General features: G+C 47.5%; 12 protein-coding genes. All 12 read right to left on the reverse strand.

Annotated features, from left to right (window positions below; genetic code table 11):
* Nucleotides 1-17 precede the first annotated feature (17 nt).
* A complete protein-coding gene (locus tag MHB82_RS29650) occupies nucleotides 18-1,550 on the reverse strand; it encodes a peptidoglycan DD-metalloendopeptidase family protein (RefSeq protein ID WP_095362203.1) in 1,533 nt (510 codons plus the stop codon).
* 465 nt (nucleotides 1,551-2,015) lie between these two features.
* Entirely contained in the window at nucleotides 2,016-2,780 is a 765-nt protein-coding gene (locus MHB82_RS29655) for a hypothetical protein (RefSeq protein WP_341176553.1), read from the reverse strand.
* 174 nt (nucleotides 2,781-2,954) lie between these two features.
* Nucleotides 2,955-4,241, reverse strand: coding sequence for an adenylosuccinate synthase (locus tag MHB82_RS29660; protein WP_095362201.1), 1,287 nt, complete (start codon nucleotides 4,239-4,241; stop codon nucleotides 2,955-2,957).
* Between the two features lie 441 nt (nucleotides 4,242-4,682).
* The gene (dnaB, locus tag MHB82_RS29665) at nucleotides 4,683-6,044 is read right to left on the reverse strand and encodes a replicative DNA helicase (RefSeq protein WP_095362200.1); all 1,362 of its coding nucleotides are present in this window, start codon (nucleotides 6,042-6,044) and stop codon (nucleotides 4,683-4,685) included.
* Between the two features lies 1 nt (nucleotide 6,045).
* Nucleotides 6,046-6,489 (reverse strand): 50S ribosomal protein L9, encoded by a 444-nt coding sequence (rplI, locus tag MHB82_RS29670; protein WP_095290578.1) that lies wholly within the window; start codon nucleotides 6,487-6,489, stop codon nucleotides 6,046-6,048.
* Nucleotides 6,486-8,474 carry a DHH family phosphoesterase gene (locus MHB82_RS29675; RefSeq protein WP_341176554.1) on the reverse strand — a complete coding sequence of 663 codons (1,989 nt, stop codon included), beginning with the start codon at nucleotides 8,472-8,474 and terminating at the stop codon, nucleotides 6,486-6,488. Before MHB82_RS29675 ends, rplI begins: the two co-directional genes overlap by 4 nt.
* A gap of 11 nt (nucleotides 8,475-8,485) precedes the next feature.
* A complete protein-coding gene (locus MHB82_RS29680) occupies nucleotides 8,486-9,397 on the reverse strand; it encodes a DUF2232 domain-containing protein (protein WP_095362225.1) in 912 nt (303 codons plus the stop codon).
* 5 nt (nucleotides 9,398-9,402) lie between these two features.
* Complete coding sequence (locus MHB82_RS29685) at nucleotides 9,403-9,705, reverse strand: MazG-like family protein (RefSeq protein WP_095290575.1); 303 nt, start codon at nucleotides 9,703-9,705, stop codon at nucleotides 9,403-9,405.
* A gap of 183 nt (nucleotides 9,706-9,888) precedes the next feature.
* Nucleotides 9,889-10,314 (reverse strand): CBS domain-containing protein, encoded by a 426-nt coding sequence (locus MHB82_RS29690; protein WP_095362198.1) that lies wholly within the window; start codon nucleotides 10,312-10,314, stop codon nucleotides 9,889-9,891.
* A gap of 175 nt (nucleotides 10,315-10,489) precedes the next feature.
* The gene (locus MHB82_RS29695; protein ID WP_095362197.1) at nucleotides 10,490-11,524 is read right to left on the reverse strand and encodes an LCP family protein; all 1,035 of its coding nucleotides are present in this window, start codon (nucleotides 11,522-11,524) and stop codon (nucleotides 10,490-10,492) included.
* 258 nt (nucleotides 11,525-11,782) lie between these two features.
* Nucleotides 11,783-13,375: an MFS transporter gene (locus MHB82_RS29700; protein WP_341176555.1), complete on the reverse strand. Its 1,593-nt coding sequence runs from the start codon at nucleotides 13,373-13,375 to the stop codon at nucleotides 11,783-11,785.
* Between the two features lie 283 nt (nucleotides 13,376-13,658).
* Entirely contained in the window at nucleotides 13,659-16,088 is a 2,430-nt protein-coding gene (locus MHB82_RS29705) for a S9 family peptidase (RefSeq protein ID WP_341176556.1), read from the reverse strand.
* Nucleotides 16,089-16,135 lie beyond the last annotated feature (47 nt).

Here is a 16,135-nt window from a genome sequence, read left to right on the forward strand (position 1 = left end):
CTTCTGATTTCTTTCCCCTAGTTAAGATACGTCATCGGATTTTCTGGCGTTCCGTTCTTGATAATCTCGAAATGCAAATGCGTTCCGGTCGAACGACCCGTGTTGCCCATAATGCCGATGCTCTCCCCTTTTTCAATCACTTGTCCAACCTTTACGCCAATGCTGTCCAGGTGGCCATACAGTGTTTCATATCCGTTACGATGGTTAATGATAATGACATTGCCATACCCGCTCTTCTGTCCTGCAAAAGTAACCACGCCCTCATCGGCGGATTTCACATCCCGGTTACCTACCAGATCGACACCTTTATGTTGACGACCCCAGCGTTGTCCGAAGCTGCTGCTCATCGTTGCGTTTGATACAGGCCAAGCGAATTCACCTGTACCCTCACCGACCACTTTCGTTCCGCTCAGCACCACCTCAGTAACCGCTGCCTTGATGACTTCCTGGCCCAGCCATTCTTCCTTGATGACTTCACCATTTTCCTTGGTTACACGGTATTGCATGCTTTTTAGTCCGCTTTGTCCAGGACGTACCACTTTGGTTGTGCCTGCTTTTAGCTCATCACTTTTTCGCACTTCAACTTGTGGTTTGATCTCAATTTGCTCCACGACCTGCTCAACCGACTTCACCGTAACTGCCGGTTTAGGCACCGTCAGCGTAAGCTCATCCCCGATCTGCAGTGACGTTTCCTTGATGCCCGGATTGTTCTTGCGAATTTCGCTTTGCGTAATCTCATATTTCGCTGCGATGGAAGAGATCGTATCTCCTTCACGCACCACGTAGGTTACAGGCGCATCTTTACCAACGGTTAATGCTTTAACCGCCTCGGACACATCCCATATTTTGTTCGGATCTGCCTTCACTGACTCTGTCGCCACATCTTCCTTGATGTCTACGGACTTCAGCGTTGTACTTGGCCCTTCCGCTTTGCTTGACGAGTTAGCCGATACCGACTTCGTCTTGAGCGAACTGCGCACAGCCGATGCCGATATGTATTTGCTCTGCACTTGTTCCAGAATGGCATCTGCTGTTGCCTGATCCTTCACAATGCCGATTACTTCGCCATCCACTTTGAGTTCCACACCTTTGGCATAGGCTGTCAGCATATCATCCAGCTTGTCCAGCGTTTCTTCGCTGTTCACTTCAGGTTTATACGCTTTTACCGTTTCGGTCGTGATGCCATCGGTGTTCAGCACCATTTCCGCGTCAGGATATTTATTTTGGTATTCCTCGGTTTTGTCTGCAAAAAGTTTCTGTAATTGCGCTTCATCCGTGATGCTGCCAATCTCATTCCCTTTTACCATGACCTTGTAGTATGGAACGGTGTTTGCAGCAACGTACTGCTTGCCTGCGAATCCAACCGATGCAGCGATGAACACTCCGCATGCTGCTGTAATGATCCATTTACGCGAGGCCAGGACGCGCTTTTTATTTACACTGAAGTTGGACATGCTCATGTTGTTTTTGTCTTCGGCCGTCCGGTGTTCTCCGGATTGTTCGTGTACCCGGTTTTTGCCCGGTTGGCGTATGCCTCTGAAACCTTTCATGATTCTCTCCTTTTCAGCACTTCTCAGTTCGCATTTCTGTCAAGACACACCCATCGTGTCTGTCTCAAGTCTGTCGATATTTGGTTCTGGGTGTCCGCAAATCAGGACTTTAGCTGCGCTCATAAAAGTGTCAAAATTTTAACCTTTTATCACACCCGTATACTTTAACACAGGTTTTACACTCATTTCAACTCTAGGCGTCACAGCCTAAAGCCGCGCCCCGCTTGGTTTTCCTGTATTATCCATAACATGGCAGGCGCATATTCTTACCCATTATGCCTCATGTTCAGGTATACTATGTAGTTTCAGTCTAGTTTTAGGACTAGGTTCTAAGACCCACACCAATGCGTAATTGTTTTCATAAAAACACAATCAAAAAATCCCTCGCCAGATGATCTCAGACAAGGGATGGTTGTATGATTTGAATATGCTATACACACATCATGCGTATTTGTAAACTATTACTTATTCAGCCTGAAGCACTTCCATAAGATTATCGTATTCCTCACTCGTCAGATATTTCGATATCACCTGTTCAATATTACGTAATTCCTGTTCGGTCAGGCCATCTTCCATTGCGCCCGAGATTTGCTGCATTTCATTTTGAGGAAGCTTTGCCATCAGCAGACTGAAGATCTTCTCTTTTTCCTCCAGAGGCAGCTTGTCCTTTGTTCCGGTAATATCATCTGGTGATACCACAATAGCATCATTACCTGAACCAGCAGAATGACCAGAGGTTCCAGCCGTACCATTGCCAGCCGCTGTCCCGTTTCCACTTCCCGCAGCACCTTCTGTAGCCTTATTGGGGTCTGTGTCTATGCTGCTGCCTGGGTCAACGTTGCTGCTCTCGCCTCCACCGGTTGAAGCCGTCTGGTCGGTTTGATCTGAGTCATTCCCTGTATTTCCTGAACCATTGTCAGCGCTTGTCACAGATTGGTCTTTTTCATTCCCCATGACCGATATAGCATCCTCTGGAACTTGTTCCTCTTCAGCACCAGTCGGCTGATCCGTTGTTCCTGCCCCCGGTTTGTTCTCCTCGCTCGCCTTACCACCAAGTGCACCCTGGAACATGGATGTTAACCCCAGCGGTTGACCTTCCCACTCAATATTAAAACTCGCCAGCAGCGATTTCACATACGATTGTACAATTAATCCGGTTGTCAGTAGGGTCAATGAACTAACCAGCATGACGGTAAGTACGATCTTGGCAAACCATTGAAGCAACTTCATCCCTGTTCTCCTCCTCCGATTATCCAACCTGTCTGTGGCAGTAAGCACATCAGGTCTGTAATTTCTACTGTTATTCAGTATTGACGGAAATCTCGGGATTATATCAGGAGATATGCGAAAAACCCCAGTCATCGCCTATGAGGCGATAACTGGGGGTCTATGATTCAACATAAATTATACGTAGATTGGAAGAACTTGATTCGTTTGCTCACGGTTACGACCTACGGAGAAGATCGCGATTGGAATACCTGTCAGCTCAGAAACACGTTTCACATAGTTCTGTGTGTTCACAGGCAGATCTTCAAGTTTTTTCGCTCCGGTGATATCCTCGCTCCAGCCTGGAAGCTCTTCGTATACCGCTTCACATTCAGCCAGCATTTTCAGACTAGCTGGGTAGTGTGTGATGATCTCTCCACGATATTTGTATCCTGTGCAGATTTTCACCGTTTCAAGACCTGTCATCACATCCAAAGAGTTCAGGGACAGTCCTGTAATGCCGCTGACACGACGAGCGTGACGCACGACAACACTGTCGAACCAGCCCACACGACGTGGACGTCCAGTTACGGTACCATACTCATGTCCAGTCTCACGGATCTGATCACCAACTGCATCGTGCAGCTCTGTAGGGAATGGGCCATCTCCCACACGTGTGGTGTAGGCTTTAGCTACTCCGATGACCTGTTGAATGCGAGCAGGACCAACGCCGGAACCGATACATACACCGCCTGCAGAAGGGTTGGATGAAGTTACATAAGGATACGTTCCTTGGTCAAGGTCCAACATCACACCTTGTGCACCTTCAAACAATACTTTTTTGTTCTCATCAATGGAATCGTTGAGTACGACGGATGTATCACGCACGTATGGACGCAGGATTTCTGCATATCCCAGATAATCTTTCAGAATTTCTTCTACATCTACTGGCTCACCGCCATAGACTTGCTCGATCACACGGTTCTTCTCTTTTACCAGATGACGCAATTTCAGTTCGAACTCTTCCGCATCAAGCAGGTCAACCATCCGAATACCGATACGAGCTGATTTATCCATGTAAGCTGGACCAATCCCTTTACCGGTTGTACCAATCTTGTTAGGACCTTTGCTCTCTTCTTCCAGTGCATCCAGAACCATGTGGTATGGAAGGATGATATGTGCGCGTTCACTGATGAACAGGTTTTTGGTTGTAAAATCATTATCATGAATATAGTTAATTTCTTCAATAAGTGCCTTCGGGTTGATAACCATGCCGTTACCAATGACACAAGCTTTATCCGTGTAGAAAATGCCCGATGGAATCATCGTCAGTTTATATTTTTTGTTGTCGATCAGAATCGTGTGTCCTGCGTTGTTACCACCTTGGTAACGAGCGACCACGTCTGCGCTTTCAGCCAAATAATCCGTAATCTTACCTTTACCTTCGTCTCCCCATTGCGTTCCCACTACAACTACCGTTGACATCGTACATACCTCCGTGGGTGCCTTGCGCACCTTTGTATTGGTCTGTCCGTCCTCTATCTCGGCAGGAATTCGAAGTGAAAATACCAGCGGAGAAGCGTGCTAACGGACAGTGAAAATCCCCCTCGTGTTACATATCAAGGAAGGTTTTCGCTGCTTTAACGCAGCAATTCTAGTGTACCAGTCCCCTATTTCAAAGTCAAATGAAATGGCGAACAATTGGTAATCGCACTACTTTAATGTTCGGAATTAACCCCATATTTTCACGCAAAAAACCGGGGCAGCCTGTCAAAACTAGCTTGACGGCTAACCCCGGTTTAATTGCACGATAGAATTAAGGCCCTACATATCGTAATTTGAATCTATTTATAAGTCCATATTAACTAGTAGTTGATGAGCACAGGATCTTCTCTATTAACTAGCAAAAAATAAAGTAACTATCATCTACATGGCAAAGGCATCATTATGTGCCCGCTCATAGTTAACGAACTTATTGAAGTTTTTGAGGAACACCAGCTCAACCGTACCTACCGGACCATTACGCTGCTTGGCGATAATAATCTCGATAATATTTTTCTTCTCGGTCTCCTGGTTATAATAGTCATCCCGGTACAGGAACGCTACGATATCCGCATCTTGCTCAATCGAACCCGATTCCCGCAAGTCACTCATCATCGGACGTTTATCCTGACGCTGCTCTACACCCCGGCTCAGCTGGGATAAGGCAATAACCGGAACCTCAAGTTCCCGGCCAATCTGCTTCAGTGTACGCGAAATCTCTGATACTTCCTGCTGACGGTTCTCGCCCGCTTTACCGCGGCCGCTGATCAGCTGGAGGTAGTCGATCAGAATCATGCCAAGACCTTTTTCTTTTTTGAGTCGACGACATTTGGCACGAATATCGGCTACGGTAATCCCTGGCGTATCATCGATATAGATATCTGCTTCGTTTAATGCAGCGATCCCCATCGTCAGCTTCTGCCAGTCCTCGTCCCCTTTGAATTCACCAGTACGAAGAACCCCTGCGTCTAGATTGGCTTCCGCACAGATCATACGCTGTACCAGCTGTGCGGCTGACATCTCCAGACTGAAGATGGCCACCGTCTCTTGTGCCCGAATGCCAACATTCTGAGCGATATTCAAGGCAAAGGCTGTCTTACCTACCGAAGGACGCGCAGCTACAATAATCAAGTCACTACGCTGGAATCCGGCAGTCATCTTGTCGAGATCGATAAATCCAGACGGAATTCCCGTTGTGGTTCCCCGGTTCTGATGCAGCGTCTCGACTTTGTCGAACACTTCCATCAGTACATCCTGAATAGCGATAAAACCGCTGCTGGAACGACGGTTGGAAATCTCCAAAATGCGCCGCTCTGCTTCACCGAGCATTGCAGCAACGTCTTCACCGCCCGTATAGCCTTCGCTAACAATCTGCGTAGCTGTACGGATCAAGCGCCGCAGCATCGATTTCTCTTCGATAATCTGTGCGTAGTAATCCACGTTGGCAGCCGTAGGCACACCATGAGCCAGCTTCGCTAGATAGCTAACGCCGCCAATGTCCTCCAGCTCGCCTTTATCCTTCAGACGCGAAGTCAGCGTGACAAGGTCAATCGGTTGATTTTCCTCTCCAAGCTGAATCATCGCTTCAAATATCAATTGATGGGGCTTATCATAGAAATCCTCGGTTTGCACCCGTTCCATCGCTGTAATCAGGGCTTCGCCCTGCAACAGGATTGCACCCAGCACAGCCTGTTCGGCTTCCAGGTTCTGTGGGGGAATCCGGTCGAATAACATTTCGCCGCCCATCTTACTCCTCCGTTACCTGTACCTTCAAGGTAGCCTTCACTTCAGGGTGAACCTTGACGGTTACTTGCGTTACGCCGAGTGTGCGAATAGGCTCGTCCAGCTCAATTTTGCGTTTATCGACTTTCAGACCTTTTGCAGCCAGAGCTTCAGCGATCTGTTTGCTTGTAATTGCACCGAACAATCGGCCGCCTTCGCCGGATTTTGCTTTCAGCTCAGTGACTTCTGCTTCCAGCTTTTTGCCGAGTACTTCCGCTTCAGCTTTCTCTTCCTGCTTGCGTCTTTCCTCCGCTGCATTCTGGTTATCCAGCGTTTTCATGTTACCGTCTGTAGCCAAGCGTGCCATTCCCCGTGGCAGAAGGAAATTCTGTGCGTATCCCTCGGATACTTCCTTCACTTGTCCTTTTTTCCCTTGACCTTTTACATCTTTTATAAAAATGACTTTCATTCGAACAGCCCCTCTTCCTTTTCGATTTCAGCCAGTACGTTCATCAGCCGTTTTTCTGCCTCTCCAAGCGTTCCTTCCAATTGCACGGCAGCATTCGTCAAATGTCCGCCACCGCCAAGCCTTTCCATGACGACCTGAACATTCATGCGGCCCAGTGACCTTGCACTGATGCCGATCAGTCCATCCGGACGCTCACTAATAACAAATGAAGCGACCACATCCGTCATATTCAGCAATGTGTCTGCCACCTGGGCAATCATCATCTGTGAAATCTTGCTGCCGGGATCCGTGACCGCCAGCGCAATATTCCCGTATACCATTTTAGCATGCTTTATGATTTCTGCCTTAGCAATATATTCTGACAAATCCTCTTTCATGAGACGCTGGATCATAATGGTGTCTGCACCACTGCGGCGCAGGAAACCTGCGGCTTCGAATGTCCTCGAGCCAGTATGCAGTGCAAAATGCTTCGTATCCAGCGTAATCCCGGCTAGCAGAGCCGTTGCCTCAAGCGGAGTGAATTGTACCTTGTCATGAATATATTGCAGGAGCTCAGTCACCAGCTCCGCAGCCGAAGAAGCATATGGCTCCAGATAGATTAATACCGCATCGTTAATAAATTCCTCTCCGCGGCGGTGGTGATCTACCACCACGACGCGATTGGCCGATTGCACAAGCTTCGGTTCCATCGTCATCGATGCCTTATGGGTATCCACCACTACGAGCAACGTATGCTCCGTCATCATTTGTGTCGCTTGCTCAGGTGAGATGAAGGCTTTGGACAATTTCTCATCCTTATTCACCTGCTCCATTAATCGTTCGATGGATGGGTTGATTCCATCCAGGACAATTCTTGCTTCTACATTGTATAAACTTGCTGCCTTCCACACGCCAATTGAAGCTCCGATTGCATCCATGTCGGGCATCTTGTGACCCATGATCAGCACTCGATCGCTCTCCTGCATCAAATCACGCAAAGCATGGGCAATTACCCGTGCTCTGACCCGTGTACGTTTCTCCACAGCATTGGATTTTCCGCCGTAGAAGGACAAGCGTTGTCCGGACTTCACAGCAGCCTGATCCCCGCCGCGTCCAAGCGCCATATCCAAACTGGACTGTGCCAGTTCACCCATCTCACTGATCGTATCCGAACCAAATGCAAGTCCAATACTGAGTGTCATCGGAACTTTAAGATCTGCCGTCATCTCTCGCACTTCATCCAGAATGACGAAACGGCTCTGTTCGAGCTCCTGCAGCGACTTATGGTTCAGCATCATCAGATAGCGGTCAGAAGAGAGACGGCGTAAGTAAACTTCATATCTCTTCGCCCAGGATGTAATCTCGCTTGTTACCCGCGCGATAAGCGCAGTTCGCTGCTGATCGTCCATCCCTTGTGAAGCCTCATCCAGATTATCCAATACCAGAATACCCAGTGCAATGCGTTCATTCTCATATTTATCGCGCAGTATGGCAAGCTCCGTGATCTCGTAAACATATACATACCGCTCCTGCGGGTTATGAATAACGCCATAGAACCGGTCATCCAACTGGAACTCATCATGAAGTTCCTTGGCCGGTTCTTTGGTTCCATCCTTTTTTTCTTTCGGCTGAGGCAGCTTCGGGAAAAGGTTAAGCAGTGGATTGCCCACCATCGTCTTTTCCTGAAACATCTCCCCAACAAAGCGGTTGTGCCACTCTACCGTACGATCCTCGCTGTACAGCACGATCCCGAATGGGAGCATGCTGATTGCTTCGCCCTCCATTCGTTTGATGCGAATGGACAGGCCGTTAATGTAGTCGTTAAGCTCGCGGCGGAACGCCATCTCCGCCTTAATCATGACGATTCCCAGCGCTGAAGCCAGTATCAGACTAATCAAACCAAGCGCCCAGTTATAGATGGTCACGAACATAACAAGCAGAAGCAGCAGTATGAACGCCCATACGGTATAGTAGCCGTGCCAGCGTTTCTTCAGAAATTTAGGCATGACTCATCACCCTAACGTTTTGGTCTCGATATTGCCTCGCGAAGCGGGAACGCCAGATCGATAATCCCGATAATCCGAAGCGGCCCAATGAAGAAGACCGCAACCGCCAGCAAATACGGTATAACCGGGTTCCACTTCTTCGCATGTGCCAGGAAGAAGAAGAAACCGATGGCTTGAATCATGAAGCCCAGATTAATCAAAGGCGACAAGTTCATCGCAATCATCGTCCAGTATGTCCCATCGCTCTGTCTGGAGATGACCTCGAAGAGCAGTGCCAGGAAATAATACCAGATCAGAGCACGAGGCATACGCCATTCGCGCGCTGGTGGCAGCTTCGATACGGATACACCCATCACATTCAAAATAGGACGAGCAATCACGTGTGTGATGAGCGACATCACCATGGATGTCACAACCAAAGCGAACGGAATCATAAGTTGTGTCTGCCTTGCGACATCCTGAGTCATTTCAGGTGTCCACGCAAAGCCATTTACCATTTGATTAGACGTATTCGTCAGTGGCTCAATTGTAAGTCTCACTACATCATCAATATAACTCGACAGATCGAATTGGAAGATAACACTTCCAATCAGCAAGAGCAGCAGGTATTCTGCCAGCATGGCTCCGGTTCCCGACAATAATGCGAACAAGGCCGATTTCCTTTTCTTATAGGCATTACCCATAATGATCGCAGGCAGGGTGAACAGCAGCAGCAGTAATAGATAGATCGGATGAAACAGGACTAATATGACCGCTACCGGAACAAGGTGCCATATAAATGATTTCACAGATAAGGAAGCATACAAAATAACTCCAGGAACCATCATGAAAAATATGGCGAGAACCGATAAAGGAGTTAACAGCGAAAGCAGCAAGAGCAGGTATACTGCGCTCCAGACGGCTGACTTCAAGCTAAATTTCAACAAATTCACCTCTTACGCATATGATCTTCTAGCGCGGATATATCCTGGTACCAGTCTTCAAGCTGGTGACCTTCCGATTTGTGCTTTCTCAACTTCTCAATTAACAATGCATCCAGATCCTTGAAAGGAATACCGAGCCTTCGGCCCAATATGTAACTACTCATCATCAGACTGGCGAGACTGTCCCCGATGCGGGAGGTACTGCCTTCCCATAACGCTTTAAACAATCGGGATACCTGGTCAAGTACTTCGGTTTTCAGCCATTCAATCACTTTAGCGCGTTTGGCTACATCCAGTTCTTTAGGCATATTGGCGAAAGTCACTCTCCCCGAAAAAGCTTTATTCTCCATTATAGCATAAAAAGGGGGTCCACAAAATCATCCCCCATGGCAGGAAAATGCCCGCGCTTCTTATGCTTCCTAATGCTTAACATGATACTGAGAGGCTCTGATTATCCGCGTTCAATGAAGCTTAATTTCATTTATTATTTCTTACTTGGCTTTCATGGACTCTTTGGAGACAATGCCTTCACAGTATTCAATAATCTGACTGCGCCGTACAATACCAATAAAACGTTCCATATCATCGACTACAGGCACAAAGTTCTGTACCTTGGCGAGATTGATCAGGTCTTCCATATTGGCATCAATGGATACCGGCTTAATATCGAGGCGAAGAGGTACATCTTTGAGCAGAAATTTTGAAGCGTTTTCAAACGAAATCTTTCCCTCAGCGTTTTTCATATACCACAACAGATCACCTTCGGTGACCGTGCCTATATATTTGCCTTCCTTATTCAAAATGGGTACCGCCGTAAATCGATGATACTCCATTCGTTCCAACGTTTGCCGCAGAGTAGAATCCGACGTTACACAGGTAACCTCTTGCTTAGGCAGCAAAAAAAATGCGATGTTCATACCCTTACGTATCCTCCTTGTATTTCTACTTCAAGTTACGCCTCAACTTATATTATACGGATCAAAACGCAAGATGTTCCAAAAGGTTAAAATCGCCCTCCAATGAAAAAAATCAGCAGCCCGCTCATTAACGTACTGCTGATTGTTGTCATACACATGGTCTGTATGGAATTCATTAGTCGATCGCTTGCCGGTCTGGAACCATGACTTCACCGGCTGGGGTCGATTCATCCATCCAGTTGTTAATCAGCTCTTTGGCATATTGGACATCCTTCTCATCCGCCTGACCATAATAGATACCGTCTTTACGCATCCCTTCGCCGAGAATGGTGAAGCTCGAGATTTGCGGTTTATCCTGGGTCATGACCTGTTTGGCCAGATCAGTAATAAATGATGGCTGCATGTCTGTCTGGAAGTTCTCTCCCATAATCTGAATCAATTCCGGAATTTTCGTAATCTGATTCAGACTCAGCATTTCGTTTGCCATGGCGTTCAGGAAAATCTGCTGCCGCTTGGTACGATTAAAATCACTATCCTCGCGGTATCTTACATAATAAAGGGCTTCCTGACCATCATAGATCGGTTTGCCGCCTTCAATCGTGAATTGTACGTGATTCGGATCCTTGTTCACGATATCCTCTTCTATCGGCAGCTTCACTCCACCAAGCGCATCCACGACCTTTTTGATTCCGTCAAAATTGATCGTTGCATAGTAGCCTACATCCGCATCCAGAAACTTCTCCACCGTATTAATGGACATATTCTCCCCTCCGAAAGCGTAGGCATGCGCAAGTTTGTCGTAATCATCTATGCCATCCTTGTTGGCATCACGTCCAACAATCTGCACATAAGTATCACGGGGGATGGATACGAGCAATACACGTGATTCTTTCGGTCTGACCACGGCATAAATGACCGTATCCGAGCGACCACGCGTTTTCTCGTAAGCACGTTTGTCAGAACCAAGCAGCAGCACCGAAAACGGCTCTTTGCGATAGACGGTTGGGTCAGGCGTTTTATTGCCCTCTTGCGGAACATACGATTTGGACAACTGGCCCTCTACAGAGCCCGCCAGGAACAGGTCAAATGCAGCTACAGCGAGCTGCTGGCGAAACAAATACCCGCCAATCAACAAAACAACGAGCGACACGAGAGTTATATATATGCCTTTTCTTCTTTTCTTCTTCTTTTCTTTAGTTCTGCTTTTCATTCATCGATTCCTTCTTCACTGTCAAAATGAAATTCGATACTACATATCATTAAACGTCTGAAACTGCTTATGACACGGTGCTCTCTGAACTTTTCTCTATCTCGGGCAGGAACAACGCTCACGCTCGTTCTATTTTAAACATTGCTACAGGACGAAAAGTTACAATACGGTTAAATTGAAAAGAACAGCACTTCCTTTTTGGCTCGTTCAAAGGTAAGGCTGTTCTCTTCAAATTATACGTAGATCTATTCTATAAGGTCAATTGGTGGATACTGTATCCACACGTTTGTTTTTCTCTCTTGTACGCAAACGTCCAGTAATCAGGGCAGCTGCCAAGGTCAGTACACTGAAGATAACGGCAGACCAGAACAGCCCGTTGTAGCCTTGACCAGTCGTTTGATGAACGGCTTGGATCAGCACATCCCGAATACCTGGGTCAGGAATTTGGGACAATCCTTCCGTCAGACTCGCCACATCGCCTCCCGATGCTCCGCCTGCTCCTGAGGCATACTGTTGAAGCAATTCTGGAGGAACCTGGATTCCCTGATCAGCGAGCCCTGTCTGAATATTGGAGCCCAAGTTGGAGAACGAACGTGCGAGAAATCCTGCAAAGATGGTAGGCGCAATGGCCATCGCCATCTGGCGGAACAAGGAACTGGTTGCAACGGCAATGCCCTTGTTGTTCTCACCAGCCTGTTCCGTGACGAGCACGTTTACCGGCGCCCCCAGCATCATGCCGAAACCGATCCCCACAAGCACACTCGCAATGACGAACTGCCAGATATGCTCTACCCATAGCGGGAACAGCAGGAATCCAATCGCAGACAGCAAACCGGCAACGGATAAGGTCCAGATCGGTCCTTTGCGGTCAACCAGGTAACCACCACCACCTGCACCAATACCTGATGCCAAGGCAAGCGGGGTAAACCAATAACCTGAAGCTGTACTGGATACACCCAGATATTGCTCCACGAAGCCTGGAATGAAGATCACGGATGCCAGAATGGCTCCCGAGAAAAAGGCAATCAGCAGCGTCCAACGAAAGGACGCAATGCCCAGAAGTTGAGTCGATACGACAGGTTCACGTTGCGAGCCTTCCAGCCTTTTTTCCAAAAAGTAAAAGAGCACCAGAATGACCACACCTGCCAGGAAAAATCCATAGAACATCGGCGAGCCGAGGCTCTGCAGCATATCTACGCCGTCCAGATTACTGAAGCTGTACATCAAACTCAATACCCCGAGTGTGAGAACGGCAATACCACTCCAGTCCACAGCAGCGCGATTCAACTCCTGTTCTTCATGGATGAATCGAATGCCCGCGATAAATAAGAGAATGGCGATCGGTACATTAATGAGGAATAACCAGTGCCAATTTCCCGTAATATCCAAAATAAAAGCACCAATATTCGGCCCCAGAATCGCAGCAACACCATTCATGCCTCCAAGCAAGCCTAAGGCTGTACCCTGACGTTCAGCAGGAAACTTACTCAGCACATACGAACTGGCAATAATAAAGATCCCGCCACCACCCAGTGCCTGGATGACACGCGCAATCAGGAAGAAGGTAAATGATGGACTCATTGCGACAAGCAATGATCCTATTCCGAACAGTGCGACTTCAATCAAAAACAGCTTTTTGCGGCCATAACGGTCCGACAGCTTCCCTGCAATCGGTACACTCACCGCAAGACCAAGCGTATAGAGGGTAATTGTCCATGCTCCCCACGTTGGAGATACGCCAAACGAAGCATTTAGCGTTGTCAGCGATGACGTGATAATACCATTATCGAGTGCAGCCATGAATACCCCTATCGCAAATAAAATGAGCGGCCATTTCATTTGTTTTTGCATCTCTTCTTACCTCCCCGATCAGATCACAATGACCCAGCCTATGCCGGGATGCTACATATATATTAAACAAAATAAAACAATAATGACTCACTGGTCATTTTAAAACAAAGGGATTTCATATGTCAATTCATTAATATGAATTTACTCTGGTAATTAGCATGCTTTTAAGAAAAAAGCTGCCCCCAGATTATGTTTGAATCTAATCTGAGGGACAGCTCGCTGACTTATGAAGATAACCTATGGCTTCTTAATTTAGTAAACAGAATAACTTGAATGTACACTATTACTGCATCAAGTGACGATGGAGGAATTTCTCAATGGCCCGATACAGATCAAGCTGATTCTCAACATTAGCGAAGCCATGACCTTCATTCGCTTTTAACATGTAAGGTACATCCACACCACGTTCACGCAGTGCTTCCACGATCTGATCAGACTCTGCCTGTTTAACCCGCGGATCATTCGCACCCTGTACGACAAATAGCGGCGCCTTCATCTGATCGATATGGAACAATGGTGAGGCTGCAGTCAGCAGCTCCTTGTCCTTCACCGGATCACCCATGCGCTCATAGAACATGTTCCGCTCAGACTCCCAATAGGGTGGAAGGGAATCCAGCAGGGTGAACAGATTGGAAGGTCCCACATAGCTGATGCCGGCTGCATACACGTCCGGTGTGAATGCCAGTCCAGCTAGCGCTGCGTAACCTCCATAAGATCCTCCGTAAATGGCTACACGTTCTGGATCAACTGTCCCTTCTTTCACCAGCCAGTTTACGCCATCCGTAAGATCGTTCTGCATCGCTTTGCCCCACTCTTTGTTTCCTGCATCCAGGAACGCTTTGCCATAGCCAGTAGAGCCACGGAAGTTCACCTGCAGTACAGCATACCCGCGGCTGGCAAGGAACTGGACTTCCGGACTGAAGCCCCATGAGTCACGAGCCCATGGACCGCCGTGCGGGACAACAACGAGTGGTAGCCCGGAAGCTTCCGCCCCGTTAGGTAGTGTCAGATAGCCATGAATGGTTAAACCATCACGTGACGTATAGGTCACAGGTTTCATGTCTGACATTTTGCTCTCATCAATCCATGGTGCAGCATCAGCCAGTTTATCCAGCTTGCCTGTCTTCGAGTCGTAGAAATAATAGGTGCCCATCGACTTGTCACTATAAGCGGCGAACAGGACCTGACCTTCTTCGCTCATGTTGGAAATGCTAACTTCCTTGCCGGGTACTTTGGCTTGAAGATCCTGCATTAATTTTTTGAACTCGTCATCGAAGAATTCATAGTTTACCTTGTCTGTCTCATAAACTGCTGCAAGAATTGTTCCCTTCTCTTTGGAAGGCACAAAGCTGCTTACATCCACGTCTTTGTTTTCATAAATGGTTTTGGTTACCTTCTTGGTGCTCGAGCTAAATTCCACGATAGCTGTTTTATCCCGATCCAGGTTAGACGCAACATAGATATTTTTGTTGTCATAGGTGAACATCAGAGGAACAAACGTCTCTCCCAGCTCTGTGGTTAGCAATGGCTCAAACGGTTTATCCTCCGAATCGCGATACATTAACGAGGATACGTTGCCATCACTGGATACGGCTACACGAATCTTACCTTCGTGGTCTGTTAACCAGCCCGAGATATTACCTGGATTCTCGGCAGCAAGCACAGCTTCGCCTGTCTTAATGTTGATGCGGTATACATCAAAGATTCGAGGATCACGTTTGTTCATGCCCACCAGAATTTCATCTGGAATGCTCTCCAGCGGATCAACCAACATGGCTCTTGTATTGGGGTATGGGGTAAGATCCTTGCTGTTCTTCCCATCCATATCCGTAACATAAATATGATAATTCTCGTCTCCGGCTTCATCCTTCACATAGAGCAACTTATCGTCGGTAGCCCATACAAAGGCAGCAATACTGCGATCGGTTTCACTCGTAATCCGGATCGGCTTGCCTGTACTGCCATTTTCCTTAACTACAACGTTCATACGGTTATTCCACGGTTCGAGATAGGCCATATGCTTGCCGTCCGGCGACATCTGGAATCCAGCCTGAGCAGGTTGCTTGAAGAAATCCTCTAATGGTGTAAGGCCCTCGGCTGCTACATCAAGCCCTAGTGCCAGATACAATGCTTCGGCAAATTCACCATGAGTCACTGTACCCTTGGCATTAAATGCACTGCCTTCAATGATAAAATGCTGCTTGAGGCGGATCGCATCCTCTGCATGTACTGCGGGAATCTGTTTCATATCACTGTATACGACCTGTATTCCGTTATCTTTCAATTCAAATGCCCGGGTAAATAATGAGGCCATCTGTGCCCGTGTGAGTGGTGCATCCGGTGCATAGCCTTTGGCTTGTCCCTGAATGAGACCACTTTGCTTCAATGCATAGATTGCCGGTGCAGCTTCGTCTTGAGCCAGAACATCAGCGAAGCCTGTAAGAGATGCAGGTGTATCGAGCTTAAGTACACGTTGTAGAATGATTGCTGCTTGAGCACGCGTTATTGGTGTCTGTGTTTGTTGCATTCCATCTGTTGTACCATCTATGTATCCCAGTTGCTGAAGCGTCTGTGCTGCCTTCGAAGTTATGGCTTCAGCAACGGCTGCTGTAGGCTTGCTTGCTTCGGCTGCCAGAACTGCAGGCTGAATCAGAGCAATGGACATGGCCATGGTTAGCGTTACAGCATATACCTTTTTGCTAATTGCGTTCAATATTAAGTCCCCCTTATAAGTGAATTACAGAATAATTTGGAATTATT

Source organism: Paenibacillus sp. FSL K6-2862 (assembly GCF_038005125.1).
Taxonomy (GTDB): Bacteria; Bacillota; Bacilli; order Paenibacillales; family Paenibacillaceae; genus Paenibacillus; species Paenibacillus illinoisensis_A.

Coding starts and splice junctions, on each gene's coding strand:
- MHB82_RS29650 (WP_095362203.1), bottom strand. CDS start 1,550: ATGAAAGGTTTCAGAGGCATACGCCAACCGGGCAAAAACCGGGTACAC.
- MHB82_RS29655 (WP_341176553.1), bottom strand. CDS start 2,780: ATGAAGTTGCTTCAATGGTTTGCCAAGATCGTACTTACCGTCATGCTG.
- MHB82_RS29660 (WP_095362201.1), bottom strand. CDS start 4,241: ATGTCAACGGTAGTTGTAGTGGGAACGCAATGGGGAGACGAAGGTAAA.
- dnaB (WP_095362200.1), bottom strand. CDS start 6,044: ATGGGCGGCGAAATGTTATTCGACCGGATTCCCCCACAGAACCTGGAA.
- rplI (WP_095290578.1), bottom strand. CDS start 6,489: ATGAAAGTCATTTTTATAAAAGATGTAAAAGGTCAAGGGAAAAAAGGA.
- MHB82_RS29675 (WP_341176554.1), bottom strand. CDS start 8,474: ATGCCTAAATTTCTGAAGAAACGCTGGCACGGCTACTATACCGTATGG.
- MHB82_RS29685 (WP_095290575.1), bottom strand. CDS start 9,705: ATGCCTAAAGAACTGGATGTAGCCAAACGCGCTAAAGTGATTGAATGG.
- MHB82_RS29690 (WP_095362198.1), bottom strand. CDS start 10,314: ATGAACATCGCATTTTTTTTGCTGCCTAAGCAAGAGGTTACCTGTGTA.
- MHB82_RS29695 (WP_095362197.1), bottom strand. CDS start 11,524: ATGAAAAGCAGAACTAAAGAAAAGAAGAAGAAAAGAAGAAAAGGCATA.
- MHB82_RS29700 (WP_341176555.1), bottom strand. CDS start 13,375: ATGCAAAAACAAATGAAATGGCCGCTCATTTTATTTGCGATAGGGGTA.